Source organism: Flavobacterium quisquiliarum (genome assembly GCF_019308285.1).
GTDB lineage: Bacteria > Bacteroidota > Bacteroidia > Flavobacteriales > Flavobacteriaceae > Flavobacterium > Flavobacterium quisquiliarum.
The window spans coordinates 84923-102399 of record NZ_WWEM01000022.1 but is presented as its reverse complement, the minus strand read 5'-3'; the positions used below and the strand labels follow the sequence as shown (position 1 = coordinate 102399).

The following is a 17477-nucleotide window of genomic DNA, read 5'->3' as shown; positions in this document are numbered from 1 at the left end:
GCGTGCTTTTCGTAAAAGCGCCCCTTGCGGTTAAACCTGAAGTCCCAAACCTGAAACAAAAATAAAATAAAATAATATTGTTTGATTTTCATAACTTTGCAAAATGAATAATCAGACAGAAACTCAGAATTGCGATTTTACTTCAGATTTAAAAATGAAGGGATTTAAAGTGTATCCTATAAATGGAGATTTTAGTAAAGTTCCGGTTTATAGCCGAAGAGACTTTTATAAAATCTGCATCAATACCAGCAAAAGTCTTATACAATACGCCGACCGCGGCATAGAAACCGACGGAAGCATTTTGTTTTTCGGTAATCCGATTATTCCCTATTCTTGGGAAACACTTTCGGAGAATTATGAAGGTTATGCCTGTGTCTTTACAGAAGAATTTCTGAAAGCAAAAGACCGTTCGGAAACTTTGCAGGAATCGCCTTTGTTTAAAATAGGAGGAACGCCAATTTTTTCTTTAAACGCTGAACAAAAGGTTTTTATAGATTCGTTATTCCAGAAAATGATTCAGGAATATGAAACCGATTATGTTTTTAAAGACGATTTGATGCGCAGTTACGTCAACTTGATTATTCACGAATCAATGAAGATGCAGCCTTCGGAGAATTTCTTCAAACATAAAAATGCTTCGTCCAGAATTACCTCTTTATTCTTAGAACTATTAGAAAGACAATTTCCGATAGAAACCAAAAATGAGCCATTAACATTAAAGACACCGCAGGATTATGCGAAAAGTCTAGCGGTTCATGTCAATCATTTGAACCGTTCTGTAAAAGAAATTACCGGAAGACCAACAACGGCTCACATTACAGACCGAATTATTAACGAAGCCAAAGCATTATTACAGCATACCGATTGGAGTATTTCTGATATTGGTTATTCTCTAGGATTTGAATATCCGAGTTATTTTAATAATTATTTTAAAAGGCTTACAGGAACGGTTCCAAAATCACTTCGTATGTAAATTGTTTCAATTTCATAATTTTTTGTTTGAATATTGTTATTTTTCAGAAGCATTGTTAGCCTAATTTTGCCTCTGAAATTACAGTATTAATCATTTATCAGCTTTTAACGGACTAAATAACTACTTCATAAAGCGTCTTCTAGCTTTCTCAAATTTAGTTTCCTGATTCTGATAATTCCTAAAACCGAAAAAATTATGAAAAACTCTGAAATGAATTAACAACTCTATTTTCTAAAACGAGATATAGCGTTTTTAGAATATTTTACACCAACTGGAAGGTAAATTAACCAAACAGTAAATTTATACATTACACAAAAAAGGAATAACGGGTTATTCTTAACGTTTTGGTAATGAATAATGTATAGTTTAAAATAAAATCAAACTCAAAAAATAAGTAAATTTATGTCAACAAATTATTCAGCCGTTATCGAAGAAGGAAAAGTCCCGAACACCTATATGACGGGTGACGTTTCCTATAAAAAACAAACCAGTGATATTCATCCAGAAAACACTGTTGTAAAGGAAGTGACTTTCGAGCCTTGTGCAAGAAGTAATTGGCATAGTAATGCAGGCTTGCATATGCTGATTGCGAAAGAAGGAAGTGGTTATTACCAAGAGAGAGGAAGTGCAGTGAGAATGCTTAAAAAAGATGAAGTTGTAACTATTTTGCCAGGTGTAGAGCACTGGTACGGTGCCACTCCGTTTGATAAATTCTCTTATGTAGCCATTATTACAGAAGTGGATAAAGGACACGGTGTCTGGATGGAAGCTGTAACTGATGGAGAGTATTTTCTCTTAAGTAGTTTCTAGTAAAGTTGCTATCCCTATAGCTATCGGGACTAAGATACTGAGATTCTAAGTTTTTTTTGCTTGATGCATAAATCTCGCAAAGTCGCGAAGTCGCAGAGTTTTATTTTCTTGCGTGCTTTGCGTAAACTTTTGCTCCCGATAGCTATCGGGATTGCGGTTAAACCTGAAACCTGAAACTTGAAACAAAAAAACTAAACAAATTATAAAAAAAATGGAAACAAAAAGCATTAAAGCCTTTGGTACAGAAGCAGCCGAAGCACCATTACAAACCTTAGATATTCAAAGAAGAGCAGTACAGGCACACGATGTTGAAATCGAAATTTTATACTGCGGAATCTGTCACTCAGACTTACATACAGCTAGAAACGAATGGCATGGAACAATTTATCCAATCGTTCCTGGACACGAAATTGTGGGTCGTATTACAAAAGTAGGAGAACATGTAAAAGGTTTCAAAGTTGGCGATCTGGCAGGAGTAGGTTGTATGGTAGATTCTTGCAGAGAATGCGAACATTGTAAAAATGATCAGGAACAGTTTTGCGATGAAGGAAATATTCAGACATTCAATTCACCTGACAAACATTTAGGAGGACAAACTTACGGAGGTTATTCTCAAAGCATTACGGTTGATGAAAGCTTCGTTCTACACATTTCAGACAAATTAAATCTTGCTGCTGTAGCGCCATTATTATGTGCTGGAATCACCACTTATTCACCATTAAAACACTGGAAAGTAGGTCCTGGTCAAAAAGTAGGAATCGTTGGAATTGGAGGTCTTGGACACATGGGAATCAAAATAGCAAAAGCTATGGGAGCTCACGTTGTGGTTTTTACGACTTCATTATCTAAAACTGATGATGCAAAACGTCTTGGAGCAGATGAGGTTGTATTGTCTACAGACGAAGCACAAATGGCACAACATGCCAGAAGTTTAAACTTTATTTTAGACTGCGTTTCTGCAGAACACAATATTGATGCTTACTTAAATTTACTAAAAGTTGACGGTACGCTTACTTTGGTTGGTGCACCAATGGATCCGCTTCCTGTAACCTCTTTCAGTTTGATTTTAGGAAGAAGAAGTTTTTCAGGCTCGCTAATTGGAGGAATTAAAGAAACTCAGGAAATGCTTGATTTCTGCGCAGAGCATAACATTACATCAGATGTAGAAGTAATTGGCGTAAATGATGTAAACGACGCTTACGAAAGATTATTAAAAGGAGACGTTAAATATCGATTTGTGATTGATATGGAGTCTTTGAAATAGGTTCAAAGTGACAAAGTAACAAAGGTTCAGAGGCTTTTCTTTAAGAAATTTTTGAACTTTTGTCAAACCAATAAAAAAGAATTTAAAACTAGGTTTAATGTGACAGGGATTTAAACTTGCAAAGGTTTTTACTAAGAAACCTTTGCAACTCTGTCCCTTTGCACCTTTGTACCTAAAAAAAGAAAAAAAATGCAAACACGTAAACTAGGAAATAGCGGTCTGGAAGTCTCAGCACTGGGATTGGGTTGTATGGGAATGAGTTTTGGATATGGTCCTGCTCATGATAAAAATGAGATGATTAATCTTTTACGTTCAGCTTACGAAAAAGGAATTACTTTTTTTGATACTGCCGAATGTTATGGCCCATTTTTGAATGAAGAATTGCTAGGAGAAGCTTTAGCTCCTTTTCGCGATAAAATTGTAATTGCGACTAAATTCGGTTTTTTGGAAGGGGATTCTAAAAAAGGATTAGACAGTCGTCCAGAATGGATTAGAAAAAGTATTGAAGGCTCATTAAAAAGATTGAACACTGATGTAATTGATTTGTATTATCAGCATCGTGTAGATCCTAATGTTCCAATGGAAGAGGTTGCGGGAACCATAAAAGATTTAATTCAGGAAGGAAAGGTGAAACATTTTGGACTTTCGGAAGCCGGCACAGAAAGTATTCGTCGTGCACACGCCGTTCAGCCCGTTACAGCGTTACAGAGTGAATATTCACTTTGGTGGAGAACTCCGGAAGAAGAAATTTTCCCAACCTTAGAAGAGCTCGGAATTGGATTTGTGCCTTTCAGTCCGCTGGGAAGAGGTTTTTTAACTGCAAAAATTGATGAAAATACGCAATTTGATAGTACAGATTTTCGAAATACACTGCCGCGTTTTGCTCCTGAAGCCAGAAAAACAAATCAAGCTTTTGTTGATTTATTAGGCAAAATGGCTGCCGACAGAGGTGTTACTAATGCACAAATTGCATTAGCATGGAATCTGGCTCAAAAACCATGGATTGTTCCAATTCCAGGAACAACCAAACTGTATCGATTAGAAGAAAATCTTGGTGCATTAGACCTAAAACTCTCTGCCGAAGATCTTTCAGAAATTAATGAAGCGGCCTCAAAAATTACAATCGAAGGTTCAAGATACCCAGAGCATTTACAAAAAATAGCTGGGAAATAAATTTCAGAAATACTTAGACTCTAAGATGCTAAGCTACTAAGCTTCAAAAAACAACCCCCTTAAGCAATTCAACTCTTAAGGGGGTTTTTAGCGAAGATTTGAGGGGTTTAGAACTAAATTGTGAAAAAAATCTACTCAAACTCCGCTGCTTAAAATAAAATAAATAACCAATTAAATTTATTTTACTTTTTATCTAGATTTTGCTTCAATAGTTTTGCATGCTCTAGATGTGCTGTTAAACCCGCAATATTGTTAGATGCCCACGTTTTTACATCTTCGTCTACCGCATTTTTAGAGGCGTCTTGAAGTTTATTAATTGCTTTTTCGTGACCATCGATCATCATATCTGCGAATTTTTTATCAAAATCTACACCTGATTTTTCGTTTAGCTTTTTATATTCTTCTTGACCTTCTTCTGTCAGAGAAGTTGGTAAAGTAAAGTTTTTTGCTTTTGCTAAAGCGCTTACTTCAGAAGCCGATTTAGTGTGCTCATCAACAAGCATTTTACCAAATTTTTTCACTTCTGGATTGGTACTTTTACTTTGTGCCAGTTTACCTATTTCTATTTCAGCTAAATTGATTTCGGCCTGATCTACTAAAAATTCAGAATCATCTTCTTTACTGTCGATAGAATCAAATTTAGCCTCATTTGCATCTTCTGCAACTTCTTTTGGGTCTTCTTGTTTCGTTTCGTTTTTACAAGATTGAAGGAATAAAATAATTAATCCTGCTCCCAAAATTGCTTTTCCGGCTAATAATAACTTTTTCATGATTGTATGGTTTAAATGTTATGATGTAAAATTATTGAGAACATAAAGGAATATCTTACAGGATTTTTAGAGATTTTTATAGGATTTGGATGTTATCTCTCATTTCTCAAATAAAAAGATATTATATTAGCTAAACTAGAAAACCAAAAAATGGAAAATACTTTTATTTATGGAATGAAGGTTACTTTAGGTAATGAGAATGGTATTGTAGTAATAGACGACTTAGATGAACCTAATTTTTGTGGAGTGATTCGCTGGGACACACCTAAAGAAAATGATACGGAAGATTGGAGGGGATTATTTGGAACATTTATACAGATAGGAGGAAAAATAATAAGAGATGATCATCCTTTTCAATTCATAAAGGATGATGGATCTTTGAAATAATGGAAAAAATAAAACTATTTGTACACATATTGAATCTGAATACTCAAATCTATTTTTAATGAAACAAAAAATTACCTTCCTATTTCTTTTAACAACAACCTTCCTTTCAGCCCAAATAAGCTACAAAGGTTTTATTGACAAATATCCAATCGAATTCGTAAGCGAAGTTTATTCTGATGGTGTTGGATCTGGGGTTTACGCCTATACGAACTATGATACTCCAATTTCTTTAAGTGCAAAACTTAAAGGAAAAACTTTGGTTTTTACGGAAAAAGATAAAAATAATAAGGAGACTGCAAAATTAAGTTTCGAGAATTATAATGCAAAAAGTAGTCAGTTAAATGGAATTTGGAAAGATTTAAATTCGGGAAAAGAGTTAACAATAAGACTAACAAAAGAATTTGATCTGGAAAAAGCTTATGATATGGAAGGAAAAGAAAGAGAAATTCTACAGTCAGTTTCCTTCAAAGACAAATATTTCAAATTAATCATTTCAAAAGATAAAGAGAGTTCTTATGCAAGTGTCTCTGGTGTAAAAATATTTGAAAAAAAGACTGATAAATTAATTCAGAAATTTTATGTAGAATGCCAGCTTTTAGGAATAGGAAACATTAGTATTGATGATTATAATTTTGACGGAATACCAGATTTTTCTGTTTATGAAGGTGGTACAGCTGGACCAGATAGTACAAGTTTATATTTTTTGTATAATCCCAAAACAGGAAAGTATTTTGAAAGCAGTTTCAGCGGTTCTTCATTAGAGTTTGATAGTAAAAACAAAAGAATCTATGAACATAATCAATGTTGTGCAGGAACTAGTGTTACAGAAGCAGAGTATAAAGTAGTCAACAATAAAATGGTGCTACTAAAACAAAATTGTTTCAAATTAGATATTAAATTGGGTAAGTTGAAAAAGGTAAAATGTAACTAAATAGTTTTTTATGGAAATTAAATCAAAGTTCAGAAAGCTGTTTTGGGTAAGAATAGGGATTGGTTTTTTGCTTTTTATTTTTACATTATATCTATGCTTAAATAGTATTCCGCAATATTCACAACTTAGTAAAAACCCTGTTTTTATTGTATCGTCTGTGTTTTTACTCTTATTCTTTTTTGGAGCATTGGATTTAATTAATGTTTTCAAACTAATCGTTACAGATCAGGAAATTGAAAAAATATTTGTCATATCTGGACGTAAAGAAAAAATTCCTTTCACATCTATTACTAGTTTGGAAAATAAAAAAATAAGAATGCAAACTAAATCAGGTCATCTTACAGATGGTTATACTTTGACTATTTTGGAATTAGATGACAATAGTACCATGATAATTTCACCTGATAATTTTTCCAATTATAAAGAGATTATGTCAGCTATTAGAAGCAAACTGGAATAAAGATCTTAATTTGATTTTTATAGCTTTTATGAAAGAATCCCGCCATTACAATGAGCGGGATTTTTTTTATATCCAGCCTTTCACAATTCCCATCCCACAAATATGAAATTTCCAACAAAAATTCTGTAACGAAATTCTTTCGCTTTCGGTTGAACTTTGTATTATAAGATTTTAAAAATACAAACCATTAAAATTTAAAGTCATGCCAGATCCAAGAATTAAAAACGAAGAGCAGTACAGAGCACTTGTGAAAAAGGGATACAGCAAAGAAAAATCAGCTCGTATAGCCAACACGCCCGATGCGGGAGTAAAGGGTGGAAAAGCAAAACCTTATGAGGAATGGACAAAAGAAGAGCTTCAAAAACAAGCCTCGAGAGTCGGAATCAAAGGAAGATCTTATATGAACAAAAAAGGACTTATAGAGTCTCTTAGAAATAATTAAAATTAAATTCATTTTATCAATGTGATAAAAATATAAATACCATGAACGCAGCCAGAAAAGAATTATTAATGAATCAGCTGATAAAAGCGCCTCATCTCGTGATCGAAAAACTGGATTTGGAGTATGTAAATGATAATCAGCTGACGATTGTGCGCTGTCGTGAAGGGGAGGATTTTGTCTATAAAAAGAATGGGCGAAATGTCAAATCGAAATCGGAATTGAAAAGAATAAAAAGTTTGGTTTTACCGCCAGCATGGGAAAATGTCCGCATTGCCGATTGTACAAATGGACACTTGCAGGCAGTAGGTGTAGACGATAAAAAAAGAAAACAATATCGTTATCATCCAAAATGGAATCTGATTCGGAATCAAACTAAATTTTACAAAATAGCCGAATTTGGTGCTAAACTTCCCTCTATCAGAAAACAAGTTGATATTGATTTAGAGAAGAAAGAATGGTCGAAAGAAAAAGTCACAGCTTTAGTGATTCGGTTAATGGAAGAAACACATATTAGAATTGGAAACGAAAAATACGCCAAAGACAACAAATCGTACGGACTTTCTACTCTGAGAAAACGACATATTAATATCAATAAAAATTCGCTTCGTTTTGAGTTTATTGGCAAAAAAGGAAAACTTCATACCATTACAACAAGAAATAAGCAGTTGATAAAATTAGTCAGCCGTTGTGAAGAAATTCCAGGTTGGGAAGTTTTTAAATATTACGATAAAAACGGAGAAAAGAAAGTGTTGGACAGTCATATGGTAAATGAATATCTGCACAACATTTCAGGTGAATATTTTAGTGCAAAGGATTTTAGAACATGGGCGGCATCAATTATTTTTTTTGAAAGTTTGATGGAAATGGGTATTACGTCCGATGAAAAAGAAATCAAACAAAACATTTTGACAGCCTTTGATTTAACTGCTGAAGCACTAGGAAACACAAGAAAAGTATGTAAAGATTATTACGTTCATCCGCTTTTAATATCAACATACGAAGACGGAACTATTCAGAAGTATTTTGATAAAGCGAAAAAAAGCCGAAGCACAAAAAAATATTTTACTAAAACAGAAACCGCTTTTTCTGAATTGATCCAGAATTATCAAATCGATTTAGAATCACCGTGTCAATAAAAAAATAGAGTTACTGCATCTCTTTAAAAGCTTTGAATTTGAAATACAAACAAAATCAGTATTAACTAAAAAACTATTATTATGTTACGTTGGACAGTCATTTTTATTATTCTAGCCATAGTGGCGGGAATATTTGGTTTTGGCGGAATTGCCGCTGGAGCAGCTAGTATTGCTAAAATTTTATTCTTCATATTTTTAGTATTATTTATTATTTCTTTAATCTCAGGAAGATCGAAAGTATAAGAAGAATATCAGTAAAATAAAGAACAAACTACAACGGCACATTTATTTCGATAATGTGTCGTTTGTGGTTTCAATAAAGAAAAAATATCAATCATGGGAACAAAAAGCGGTGCTTATCAGGATGTTTATATTAAAAGGGGATGATGAGATGGTAAGCCTAAAAAATGATGTAATAGATTTTTGTGAAAAATATATTAAACCTGTTCATCCTAAAAATTGGGATTGGTCGGTTCGTGATTTCGATGATCCAAAAAATGATCCTACAATTGCCGAAGCAAGAGCAATTGCAAACGTGGTTTTTAAAGACTTAAATAGTAAAAAGACAGATGTTGATCTTTCGACAATGAATAATGTGCATGCTATAAAAGCCTATTTAGACCCAAAAAGCAAACACGAAGCTTTTAATATGGAAGAATTTGCTTTTGCCTTAAAAGTAGAATTGGAACACGGCAAAGTAAAAGATGTGAATGTAACGAACAATCATCCATTTTTAACGGCTATGATTGCGCTTGCCCACATGACCGAAAGTTTAACCTATTATAAAAGATTAAAAGTGATGGAAGCTGAGGGCGAAATCTATGAAATAGTCCGTAAATTGGAGGCTTCGTCAACAGGAAAGGAGCAATGGTATAAAGAATTAGGCAAAGCAGAGCAGGAACTTAATGAAGCAAGAACGGGCTTGGCAGAGCGCTTGGAGCGAATGGACGATATCCCGGTATTAAAAATTATTGGTGATTAATTGAATTTTAAACTCAATAAAAAGCCGTTAAGAATTGAACTTAACGGCTTTTTTGGTTTCAATTAATAAAACCTTCTTTGGTCTTCTTTTGTAAATTTATTTCTTTTCTTCTGACGCTGCACATCGTCTTCGACATAATTGTTGTTTTCGTAGTCATCATCATCGTCGATATCTTCTAAAACATCTTCGGTTTCATTGAAGTCATTTTCGAATGTATCAGCAGGATTATCAAATTCGTCATTTTCAACTTCATCATCTAAATCCTCTTCGATGTATTCCTCTTCGTCATCAAACTTATCGTCAAATTCGTCTCCTTCTTCCAAAACCACTTCATAGACATCGTCATCGGTATCTTCCAAATCTCTGTCATTATGAAAATCGTCATTTAAATCATCCAAATCATCATCGTAACCATTAAGTTTTTCGTCAGGATTTGGTTTATTCGGATTATGACCGTCTCGAACAGTATAACCTCGCTCTGCATCTTCAGCATTACTACTTTGGGTTCTTTCCGTATTTAAGTCATAAAGTTCCTCATTCATTACAGTATTTCTGTCTGAAGTATTTGGATTTCCCGGATCTTTAGGAAAAGGACTGTTTCTTTTATCTGTAGTATCCATGATATTCAATTTTAGTAATTTATATCTTCAAATTTAAGTCCGAATAACTTAAGAATTCTTATACGATTGTTTTTTGTAATTGTATAATTAACAGATGCTTAGAATGAAATTTAAAGAAGGAATCATATAACCAGTCTGATTTTTCAGTCGGTAATTTTATCATCTTATTAATTATAAAAATTATTACCATGAAAACTACAGAGAAAACTATGAATAGTAAAAAAACGACTGTAAAAGAAACAACACCAAGAGGCGTTACAAAACCAAAATCGAATGCAGCTTCGGGACTTACAGAATTATTTGAAGATGGTTTAAAAGACATCTACTGGGCAGAAAAAGCTTTGACCAAAGCATTGCCAACAATGGTTAAAAATGCTTCTTCAGTTGAATTGAAAGATGCGATTGACAATCATTTAACTGAAACCGAAGAACAAATTAATCGTCTAGAGGAAGTTTTTAAAATTATAGGTAAAAAAGCAACAGCCAAAAAATGCGATGCCATGGAAGGTCTTATTGAAGAGGCAAAAGGCATGCTGGAAGAAACCGAAATTGGCGTGGTACGTGATGCCGCTATTATTGCTGCGAGCCAGAAAATCGAACATTATGAAATTGCAACATATGGAACTTTAAGACAATTTGCAGAAACTCTAGGGTTACCGGAAGCAGCAACACTTTTAGAACAGACACTCGATGAAGAAAAAGGTGCCGATAAAATTTTAACTGAAGTCGCAGTTAACGCAGTGAATCTTGAAGCTGCAGAAATTGAATAAAAAATAAAACATACTGAAAGTGCAGTTTTTGGACTGCACTTTTTTCTACAAACCTAAAGAGAATTATATGCCCGAAGGTCCTTCCATAGTGATTTTAAAAGAAGATGTACAGCAATTTACTGGAAAGAAAATCATTTCTGTTTCTGGAGATGCGAGTATTGAAATTTCCCGACTAAAGGATAAAACTATTAATAGCTTCAAAACCTGGGGCAAACATTTTTTAATTTGTTTTGATTCTTTTACCGTTAAAATTCACATGCTGATGTTTGGCACTTATAGAGTTAATGAACGTAAAGAATCTACGCCGCGTTTAGGTCTGGTTTTTGAAGACTGCGAACTCAATTTCTACACCTGTTCTGTTAAAATCTTAGAAGGCGATATTAATTCTCATTACGATTGGAGTGTCGATGTAATGAATGAAAGTTGGGATCCCAAAAAAGCACAAATCAGTTTAGGAGAAATGCCGGATAAAATGATCTGTGATGCAATTCTAGATCAAAACATTTTTGCAGGAGTAGGGAATATCATTAAAAATGAAGTATTGTACCGTTGCTATATTCATCCCGAATCTATAATTGGAAAAATTCCGCCAAATGAAATCAGTCAGATCATTGCCGAATGTTCGATTTATAGTTTTGAATTTTTGTATTGGAAAAAGAAATTTGAACTCAAACAGCATTGGGAAGTTTATACCAAAAGTGTCTGTCTACGATGCAATCTTCCTATTCATAAAAAACCGACTGGAGACCGAAAACGCAACAGTTTTTTCTGTCCCAATTGTCAAGAATTATATATATGAAAAATCAAATTTTAATAGGTTGCTCAAGTTACTATAACAGCTTTTGGAAGAAAGTATTTTACCCACAGAGTTTACCCTCAAAAGAATGGTTTAATTTTTACTGCCAGCATTTTGATACTTATGAGTTTAATGGCAGTTTTTATAAATTCCCAACACTTAAATTTTTTCAGAATTGGTATAATAAATCGCCAGAAGTTTTTTTGTTTTCAATTAAAGTTCCAAAAGAAATCACGCATATCAAAAAACTCCAAGACTGTGAAGGTCTTTTAGAAGACTTTTATGAGGTTTGTAAAAACGGAATGAAAGAAAAATTAGGCGCTATTTTATTCCAGTTTCCGCCTAGTTATGCTTTTAGCAGAGAAAAACTACATAGCATAATCGGAATTTTGAATTACAATTTTCAGAATGTAATCGAATTTCGTCATGAGAGCTGGTGGAATGCTGAGGTTTGGAATTCTTTTAAAGAAAACAATATTACGTTCTGCAGTGTGAGTCATCCCGATCTTCCGAAGACGATATTTACAGATTTTCCTTTATTATATGTTAGGTTTCACGGAATTCCAAAGATGTTTCATTCCAGTTATTCTACTAATGAATTAACAGATATACATAGTGTTATTGATTCTAAAAAGAAAGGATTTATTTATTTTAATAACACAGCAAGCGAAGCTGGTATTTTGAATGCTTTAGAGTTAAAACGAATGCATGTTTAGAGTAAATTTAACCGCCAAGAACGCAAAGTTTTTTTTGATAAGTCTTATATAAAAGCAAGGTTCGCAAAGTTTTGAGTATAAAACTTTGCGAACCTTGTAACTTTTCTTTGCGAACTTTACGTTTAAAGCACTCCAAGCTATTAAAGCTTCAAAGTTCCTTCAATTCCGTCATCCATTGTTTTTCCAGTAACAAAAGCAGCGGTCATTTTTGCGATAGCTACCATTTTACCGTTTTTGTTATTCCAATAATAACCGTCTTCTGGCACTACTTTAATTACACTTAAATTTGGATCGTCTTCTCCGCCTGGCATCCAGACTTTTACAATAGGACTCCATAATTCTTTAATCGTTTCACGATCGTATGAAATACTTGCGGTTCCGTGAAGTGTAAGAAACTTATCGTGCGGTTCAGAAAAGAAAATTTCTACCGTTGGATTTAATGAAATCTCAGCATTTTGACTGCTGTTTCGATCAGATAAGAACCAAAGTTGCCCCAAATCGTCTATTTTCTGAACAGACATTGGTCTTGATTGTAATCTATATTCGTTGTATGTGCAAAACATACAGGTTTTGATGTGCTCTGCCAGATCTTTAATTTTATCAACAGCAAATTCGTCTGTAAGGTCTTTATGATCTCCCATGATATTGTATTTTAAAAGTTTGTATATCTCTTATAATTAATTCTATATGTAAAGTTGGCATTTTTAAATCTGTTCACATTATATAATAAAACTTAGAAATTATGAGATTTCAATTTTTAATATTTTGTAGGAATTATGTTCAAAATGAGATGTTCCAGAAAAAAATACGTTATATTTGGACTGATTAAAATTTACACTCGAAAAATACCATGGCAGATTATACTATATTATATACGGATGATGACGAAGATGATATCAGCATTTTTGCCGATGCAGTAGATTCGATTCCAAGAGAAATTAAACTGCAGACCTATAGTGGAGGAGATAAACTGCTAAGCGCCATATTTAATCCGCCCTCAACGCCTTATGTAGTTTTTCTAGATTTGAATATGCCTGGAAAAAATGGATTTGATGTTTTAGAAGAACTTAGAAATTCAGATTACAAGAAGGATATTCCAGTTGTAATCTATTCGACTTCAAGTGAACCAGGAATTATTGAGAAATGCCGTAGCTTGGGAGCAAATGCCTTTATAACGAAACCAGTTTTGATGAGTGATATTATCAAATCTATAGAACATGCTATTCAAGTGGAGTGGGATAAATTTATTCCAACCAAGTCTAATTTTGTATTCAAATTCTAATTTTACGATAAATCGGGAATATATACATTAAAGGTAGATCCTTTATCTTTTTCGCTGGAAACAGTAACAAAACCTTTATGGTTTTCAACGATTTTCTTTACAATAGCAAGACCAATTCCAGTACCTTTAAATTCACTTTCGGTATTTAAACGCTGAAAAACTTCAAAGATCTTTTCTTTGTATTCCATATCAAAACCAATCCCATTGTCCGAAACTTTAAGATGATGATATATTTTATCCTTAAATTGGGCATTTGGCAAATTGATTCCATTTACTTCAGCAACTGAAATTTTTACCCTTGGAGGAATACCGTTTCTAGAAAACTTAAGCGCATTTTCAACTAAATTATGCAATAATTGTCTGAATTGAAATTGTATAAGAGTTGCTTCCCCTAAATCATGATACTCTACTTTGGCTTTCTTTTCTTCAATTTTTTCTGAAAAATCGCCAATTACTTCCTCCATAATATCATTTATGTTTACAGTTGTAAAAACACGATCTGCAGAATTCGCTCGCGAATAGGTCAATAAATCTTGTATAAGTGTCTGCATTTTTCTTGCTGATACTTCAATTCTGGACAAATAGGTTTTGGCATTCGCCGAAATATTCGTATCATCCAATTCGTTCAATCGACTGGCAAAAGTTTGTATTTTTCTTAATGGTTCTTGAAGATCATGACTCGAAATATAAGCAAAGGACTGTAGCTCAATATTCATGTTTACTAAATCCCTGTTCTGAATTTCGAGTTGTGTAGTTCGGTCCATAATTTGTTCTTCCAACTGATTTGTGAAGTTCTTTTGTTCCTCAATATCAGTACTGGTTCCAACCCACATTGCGATTTTGCCCGATTCGTCCAATTGTGCAATGGCACGGCTGAGTTGCCATCTGTAAACGCCATCGTATCGTTTAAATCGATGAATAAAAAGAAAATCATGTCCAGTTTTTACAGACTCCATCCAGAGTTTTACATTTTCCTCCCGGTCATCTGGATGTACGACTTGAAGCCAACCGTTCTTTTCGATTTCTTTTTTTGAAAAGCCGCAGTAATTATAGAAAGTTTCATTGAAATAATTTAGATTTCCGATAGAATCGCTTGTCCAAATCTGCTGTGGAATAGAGTCGGCGAGAAGCCTAAATTTCTTTTCACTTTTTTGCAAAACCTGCTGATTGTTTTTTTCAACTGTAATATCCATTACTGTTCCTATCATTTTTGCAGGCTCTTTGTTCTCATCAAAAAATATTTTGCCATGTACTTTTATCCAGCTTATCGTATTGTCTAGTTTTAAAATACGGGCTTCATATTTGTAAATGCTTGTCTTGAATGCTTCTGCCAATGCAGCTTCTAAGATAGGTTCGTCTTCTGGAAGAATTCGGCTTCTAATATCTTGATGGACTAGTTTTTTGTCTTTTTCAAAACCAAAAAGATCCAGTAAATTATCACTGTAGATTAGATTTTTAGATTGAAGATTTAAATCCCACATGGCAATTTCTCCAATTTCAGTGGCCAATCTGACTCTTTGTTCGGCCGTTTCTAGTTTTTTTCTAGCTTTTACTTTAGGTGTAACATCATTAACAGTTACCATGATTCCAGATGATTTCCCGTTTTTTTCATACAGAGGCGTATATTCGTAATCGAGATAGAATTTTTTTAGTTTTCCTTTAATATCAACATAAGCAATTGCTTCATTTTCACGAATAGTTTTGCCATTATTAAGGACCTCATTTAATAATTCGGGATATTTTTGATTTGCCAATTCAGGAAAAACTTCTAATAAAGGTTTTCCAATAGCTTCTTTTTCTTCCTTCTGCCAAATGTTGTGCATCATTGTTGTATTGGCCATTTCGATAATATGTTCTTTTCCTCTAAAGATTGCCATTGCAATAGGAGATTCCATCACAATATTTCTAAAAGCTTTTTCGCTTTCAGTCAAAAGATGCCTTGCTTTTACTTCCTCGGTCACTTCATAAGCTACAACGATAACGCCTTCAATGGTATCACTTTCTTCTTTTAACGGATAAAAAACAAGATTAAAGTATCCTAATTCTTGATTATTATAGCGGTTTAAATTAACAGGAAGTTCATCCGTATAATAAGGAACACCTGTTTCAAAAACTTTTTTAAGCAGCGGGAAAACCGTTTCTTTCGCTTCAGGCACAGAGTCGAATATAGGTTTGTCAATAATATCATTTTCATTTTTATCAATGATATGAAGATAAGTTGTGTTTGCCATTTCTAAAACAAGATCAGATCCTCTTAAAATGGCAATTCCTAAAGGCAGTTGTTTTACAGTATTTCTAAAACGTTTTTCACTTTCTTCAATTGCATTTCGGGAAAGTACTTGAACAGTAACGTCATCTGCTATAGCTAGAATTCCAGAAATTTCTCCATTTGATTCTTTTAAAGCTTCATAAGTTACATTAATAAAATGTGTAGATATTTTACCCTTTTGGGATAGTTTAACAGGAAGCTCTTGAGCCGTAAATTTTTCGCCTGTAGTATAGACTTCTTTTAAAATTTCTTCCAAACCTTGGTCACGAACTTCAGGAAGGGCATCAAAAACAGGCTTATGCAACACTTCTTTCTCTTTTCGTTCCCAAATTTCGAGCATTAGTTTATTGGCAATTTCAATAATATAATTAGGTCCTCTAAAAATACACATGGCATTAGGAGCCTGCATAATATTGTTTAAGTGGCGTTCGTTGCTTTCTTTAAGTTTTTTGTTAATCAGGATTTTTTCGGTAGTTTCATTGCAAATTACTAATACACCTGAAGTTTTTCCTTCTTCATCGTTTACAGGACTGTAGCTGAAAGTCCAATAAACGTCTTCCATTTTGCCGTTTCTATAAATAGGAAGCAGTTGATCCTCATGCCAGGTTGCTTCGCCTTTTGTTAAAACTTGATCGATTAAAGGATGAATAAAATCCCATATTTCTGGCCAGAAATCGGCTCCTTTTTCGCCAAGTATTGCAGGATGTTTACCATCGTTTCCCAAACTCGGACGATAAGCATCATTGTAAAAACAAATATGATCCGGACCCCAAAACAAAAACATTGGGAATTTAGAATTTAATAAAATTCCCAAAGTGGTACGCAGACTTTGAGGCCAATATTCTACAGATCCAACAGATGTTTTGCTCCAATCTTTGGCTCGGGTTAGCTCTCCCATTTCTCCTCCATTTGCCAAAAAATCATAACTATTATTCATTAAAAAAAGGGTATTTGTCGTCTTATAATAATACTAAAGGTCGTATAAAAAAATCTTACTCGAAGTAAGGCATGGTTAAAATTAATAAAAAAATAAATTTCATTTGAATGTGATTTTTGAATGAGCTAAGATTAAAATCATTAGAGTTAATTTTATCCCCTTTCAATACGGAAATTTGATAAACAGATTAAAAATAAAGGCTATGAAACGAGAAGATTCAAAACATGAAACTGACAATATAAAGAGATATCAAAACGAAGGATATACCGTTAATTATATATTCGAAAACAATCGATTGATTGATTCAGAAACTAAAACTGCGTATAAACCCGAAGATATTTTCATTGTTGCACACCATCGTTACGAAGGAATGAGTGATCCAGATGATATGTCAATTTTATATATAATCGAAACAAAAGATAATGGAAAAGGAACTCATTTATTAGGTTATGGCCCTACAGCGGATTTAGAAGAAGCAGAATTCTTTAAAGATATCCCGAAGGCCAATTATTCTAAAAATGCCGATATAAATGAACTTACATAAATAGGTAAAAATAGATTGATATTTTTATTTTGCTGATGAGCAGTTGTTTCAAATTTATTTGAGGCAGCTGCTTTTTTTTTAGTTACAGAGTTAATGAGTTACAAAGAAACAAAGGTTTATTTAGTTGGCTGAGCTTCTTCATATCCAAAAAAAGACAAAGAGATAAAACCTTTGGCACTCTGTCACTTTGAACCTTTGTCCTTCCAAAATAATAA

The 17477-nt window shown here is 33.4% G+C and carries 20 protein-coding genes; 16 read left to right on the top strand and 4 right to left on the bottom strand.

Translation table 11 applies throughout. The features are described 5' to 3' along the window. Positions 1-103 precede the first annotated feature (103 nt). From GSY47_RS10490 to GSY47_RS10475, 4 genes are all read left to right on the top strand, one after another. Positions 104-973: a helix-turn-helix domain-containing protein gene (locus GSY47_RS10490; protein ID WP_219071257.1), complete on the top strand. Its 870-nt coding sequence runs from the start codon at positions 104-106 to the stop codon at positions 971-973. 402 nt (positions 974-1375) lie between these two features. Then, positions 1376-1783, top strand: a complete 408-nt coding sequence (locus GSY47_RS10485) for a cupin domain-containing protein (protein WP_179003436.1) — start codon at positions 1376-1378, stop codon at positions 1781-1783. Between the two features lie 211 nt (positions 1784-1994). Next, entirely contained in the window at positions 1995-3047 is a 1053-nt protein-coding gene (locus GSY47_RS10480) for an NAD(P)-dependent alcohol dehydrogenase (protein WP_179003437.1), read from the top strand. Positions 3048-3236: 189 nt separating this feature from the next. Beyond that, positions 3237-4220, top strand: a complete 984-nt coding sequence (locus GSY47_RS10475; protein ID WP_179003438.1) for an aldo/keto reductase — start codon at positions 3237-3239, stop codon at positions 4218-4220. Positions 4221-4402: 182 nt separating this feature from the next. Here GSY47_RS10475 and GSY47_RS10470 read toward each other — a convergent pair whose 3' ends face one another. Further along, positions 4403-4990: a DUF4142 domain-containing protein gene (locus tag GSY47_RS10470; RefSeq protein WP_179003439.1), complete on the bottom strand. Its 588-nt coding sequence runs from the start codon at positions 4988-4990 to the stop codon at positions 4403-4405. Positions 4991-5140: 150 nt separating this feature from the next. Here GSY47_RS10470 and GSY47_RS10465 point away from each other — a divergent pair, with 150 nt between their 5' ends. The 7 genes from GSY47_RS10465 (at position 5141) to GSY47_RS10435 (ending at position 9328) form a co-directional block, all read left to right on the top strand. Next, a complete protein-coding gene (locus tag GSY47_RS10465; RefSeq protein ID WP_179003440.1) occupies positions 5141-5377 on the top strand; it encodes a hypothetical protein in 237 nt (78 codons plus the stop codon). Positions 5378-5435: 58 nt separating this feature from the next. Next, a complete protein-coding gene (locus GSY47_RS10460) occupies positions 5436-6308 on the top strand; it encodes an XAC2610-related protein (protein WP_179003441.1) in 873 nt (290 codons plus the stop codon). A 10-nt stretch (positions 6309-6318) separates the two neighbouring features. After that, a complete protein-coding gene (locus GSY47_RS10455; RefSeq protein ID WP_179003442.1) occupies positions 6319-6768 on the top strand; it encodes a hypothetical protein in 450 nt (149 codons plus the stop codon). Positions 6769-6970: 202 nt separating this feature from the next. Continuing rightward, a complete protein-coding gene (locus tag GSY47_RS10450; RefSeq protein WP_179003443.1) occupies positions 6971-7210 on the top strand; it encodes a DUF7218 family protein in 240 nt (79 codons plus the stop codon). Positions 7211-7251: 41 nt separating this feature from the next. Further along, positions 7252-8346 carry a DNA topoisomerase IB gene (locus GSY47_RS10445; RefSeq protein ID WP_179003444.1) on the top strand — a complete coding sequence of 365 codons (1095 nt, stop codon included), beginning with the start codon at positions 7252-7254 and terminating at the stop codon, positions 8344-8346. Positions 8347-8427: 81 nt separating this feature from the next. After that, positions 8428-8589, top strand: a complete 162-nt coding sequence (locus GSY47_RS10440; RefSeq protein WP_091496826.1) for a DUF1328 domain-containing protein — start codon at positions 8428-8430, stop codon at positions 8587-8589. Positions 8590-8737: 148 nt separating this feature from the next. Next, on the top strand, positions 8738-9328 hold the full coding sequence (locus tag GSY47_RS10435; RefSeq protein ID WP_246611314.1) for a DUF5661 family protein: 591 nt from the start codon (positions 8738-8740) through the stop codon (positions 9326-9328). Between the two features lie 62 nt (positions 9329-9390). Here the strand turns inward: GSY47_RS10435 and GSY47_RS10430 are convergent, their stop codons facing one another. Beyond that, entirely contained in the window at positions 9391-9948 is a 558-nt protein-coding gene (locus GSY47_RS10430) for a hypothetical protein (RefSeq protein ID WP_179003445.1), read from the bottom strand. A 188-nt stretch (positions 9949-10136) separates the two neighbouring features. Between GSY47_RS10430 and GSY47_RS10425 the strand changes: the two genes are divergently transcribed. The 3 genes from GSY47_RS10425 (at position 10137) to GSY47_RS10415 (ending at position 12230) form a co-directional block, all read left to right on the top strand. Continuing rightward, on the top strand, positions 10137-10718 hold the full coding sequence (locus GSY47_RS10425) for a YciE/YciF ferroxidase family protein (RefSeq protein ID WP_179003446.1): 582 nt from the start codon (positions 10137-10139) through the stop codon (positions 10716-10718). 67 nt (positions 10719-10785) lie between these two features. Next, positions 10786-11517, top strand: a complete 732-nt coding sequence (locus GSY47_RS10420) for a DNA-formamidopyrimidine glycosylase family protein (RefSeq protein WP_179003447.1) — start codon at positions 10786-10788, stop codon at positions 11515-11517. Continuing rightward, positions 11514-12230, top strand: coding sequence for a DUF72 domain-containing protein (locus GSY47_RS10415; RefSeq protein ID WP_179003448.1), 717 nt, complete (start codon positions 11514-11516; stop codon positions 12228-12230). Before GSY47_RS10420 ends, GSY47_RS10415 begins: the two co-directional genes overlap by 4 nt. A gap of 140 nt (positions 12231-12370) precedes the next feature. Here the strand turns inward: GSY47_RS10415 and GSY47_RS10410 are convergent, their stop codons facing one another. Further along, positions 12371-12871 carry a pyridoxamine 5'-phosphate oxidase family protein gene (locus GSY47_RS10410; protein WP_109192954.1) on the bottom strand — a complete coding sequence of 167 codons (501 nt, stop codon included), beginning with the start codon at positions 12869-12871 and terminating at the stop codon, positions 12371-12373. 209 nt (positions 12872-13080) lie between these two features. On the opposite strand from GSY47_RS10410, the gene GSY47_RS10405 reads away from it, so the two are divergent. Beyond that, a complete protein-coding gene (locus GSY47_RS10405; protein WP_179003449.1) occupies positions 13081-13512 on the top strand; it encodes a response regulator in 432 nt (143 codons plus the stop codon). 2 nt (positions 13513-13514) lie between these two features. Here GSY47_RS10405 and GSY47_RS10400 read toward each other — a convergent pair whose 3' ends face one another. Next, complete coding sequence (locus GSY47_RS10400) at positions 13515-16718, bottom strand: PAS domain-containing protein (RefSeq protein ID WP_246611313.1); 3204 nt, start codon at positions 16716-16718, stop codon at positions 13515-13517. Between the two features lie 202 nt (positions 16719-16920). Here GSY47_RS10400 and GSY47_RS10395 point away from each other — a divergent pair, with 202 nt between their 5' ends. Then, positions 16921-17262 carry a hypothetical protein gene (locus GSY47_RS10395; RefSeq protein WP_179003450.1) on the top strand — a complete coding sequence of 114 codons (342 nt, stop codon included), beginning with the start codon at positions 16921-16923 and terminating at the stop codon, positions 17260-17262. The last annotated feature ends 215 nt before the right edge of the window (positions 17263-17477 follow it).

Excerpts from the sequence above, each read along its gene's own strand:
- GSY47_RS10490 (WP_219071257.1), top strand. The coding sequence starts at position 104 with ATGAATAATCAGACAGAAACTCAGAATTGCGATTTTACTTCAGATTTA.
- GSY47_RS10460 (WP_179003441.1), top strand. The coding sequence starts at position 5,436 with ATGAAACAAAAAATTACCTTCCTATTTCTTTTAACAACAACCTTCCTT.
- GSY47_RS10450 (WP_179003443.1), top strand. The coding sequence starts at position 6,971 with ATGCCAGATCCAAGAATTAAAAACGAAGAGCAGTACAGAGCACTTGTG.
- GSY47_RS10470 (WP_179003439.1), bottom strand. The coding sequence starts at position 4,990 with ATGAAAAAGTTATTATTAGCCGGAAAAGCAATTTTGGGAGCAGGATTA.
- GSY47_RS10480 (WP_179003437.1), top strand. The coding sequence starts at position 1,995 with ATGGAAACAAAAAGCATTAAAGCCTTTGGTACAGAAGCAGCCGAAGCA.
- GSY47_RS10400 (WP_246611313.1), bottom strand. The coding sequence starts at position 16,718 with ATGAATAATAGTTATGATTTTTTGGCAAATGGAGGAGAAATGGGAGAG.
- GSY47_RS10445 (WP_179003444.1), top strand. The coding sequence starts at position 7,252 with ATGAACGCAGCCAGAAAAGAATTATTAATGAATCAGCTGATAAAAGCG.
- GSY47_RS10475 (WP_179003438.1), top strand. The coding sequence starts at position 3,237 with ATGCAAACACGTAAACTAGGAAATAGCGGTCTGGAAGTCTCAGCACTG.
- GSY47_RS10395 (WP_179003450.1), top strand. The coding sequence starts at position 16,921 with ATGAAACGAGAAGATTCAAAACATGAAACTGACAATATAAAGAGATAT.
- GSY47_RS10410 (WP_109192954.1), bottom strand. The coding sequence starts at position 12,871 with ATGGGAGATCATAAAGACCTTACAGACGAATTTGCTGTTGATAAAATT.
- GSY47_RS10420 (WP_179003447.1), top strand. The coding sequence starts at position 10,786 with ATGCCCGAAGGTCCTTCCATAGTGATTTTAAAAGAAGATGTACAGCAA.
- GSY47_RS10440 (WP_091496826.1), top strand. The coding sequence starts at position 8,428 with ATGTTACGTTGGACAGTCATTTTTATTATTCTAGCCATAGTGGCGGGA.
- GSY47_RS10405 (WP_179003449.1), top strand. The coding sequence starts at position 13,081 with ATGGCAGATTATACTATATTATATACGGATGATGACGAAGATGATATC.
- GSY47_RS10455 (WP_179003442.1), top strand. The coding sequence starts at position 6,319 with ATGGAAATTAAATCAAAGTTCAGAAAGCTGTTTTGGGTAAGAATAGGG.
- GSY47_RS10465 (WP_179003440.1), top strand. The coding sequence starts at position 5,141 with ATGGAAAATACTTTTATTTATGGAATGAAGGTTACTTTAGGTAATGAG.
- GSY47_RS10425 (WP_179003446.1), top strand. The coding sequence starts at position 10,137 with ATGAAAACTACAGAGAAAACTATGAATAGTAAAAAAACGACTGTAAAA.
- GSY47_RS10485 (WP_179003436.1), top strand. The coding sequence starts at position 1,376 with ATGTCAACAAATTATTCAGCCGTTATCGAAGAAGGAAAAGTCCCGAAC.
- GSY47_RS10435 (WP_246611314.1), top strand. The coding sequence starts at position 8,738 with ATGGTAAGCCTAAAAAATGATGTAATAGATTTTTGTGAAAAATATATT.
- GSY47_RS10430 (WP_179003445.1), bottom strand. The coding sequence starts at position 9,948 with ATGGATACTACAGATAAAAGAAACAGTCCTTTTCCTAAAGATCCGGGA.
- GSY47_RS10415 (WP_179003448.1), top strand. The coding sequence starts at position 11,514 with ATGAAAAATCAAATTTTAATAGGTTGCTCAAGTTACTATAACAGCTTT.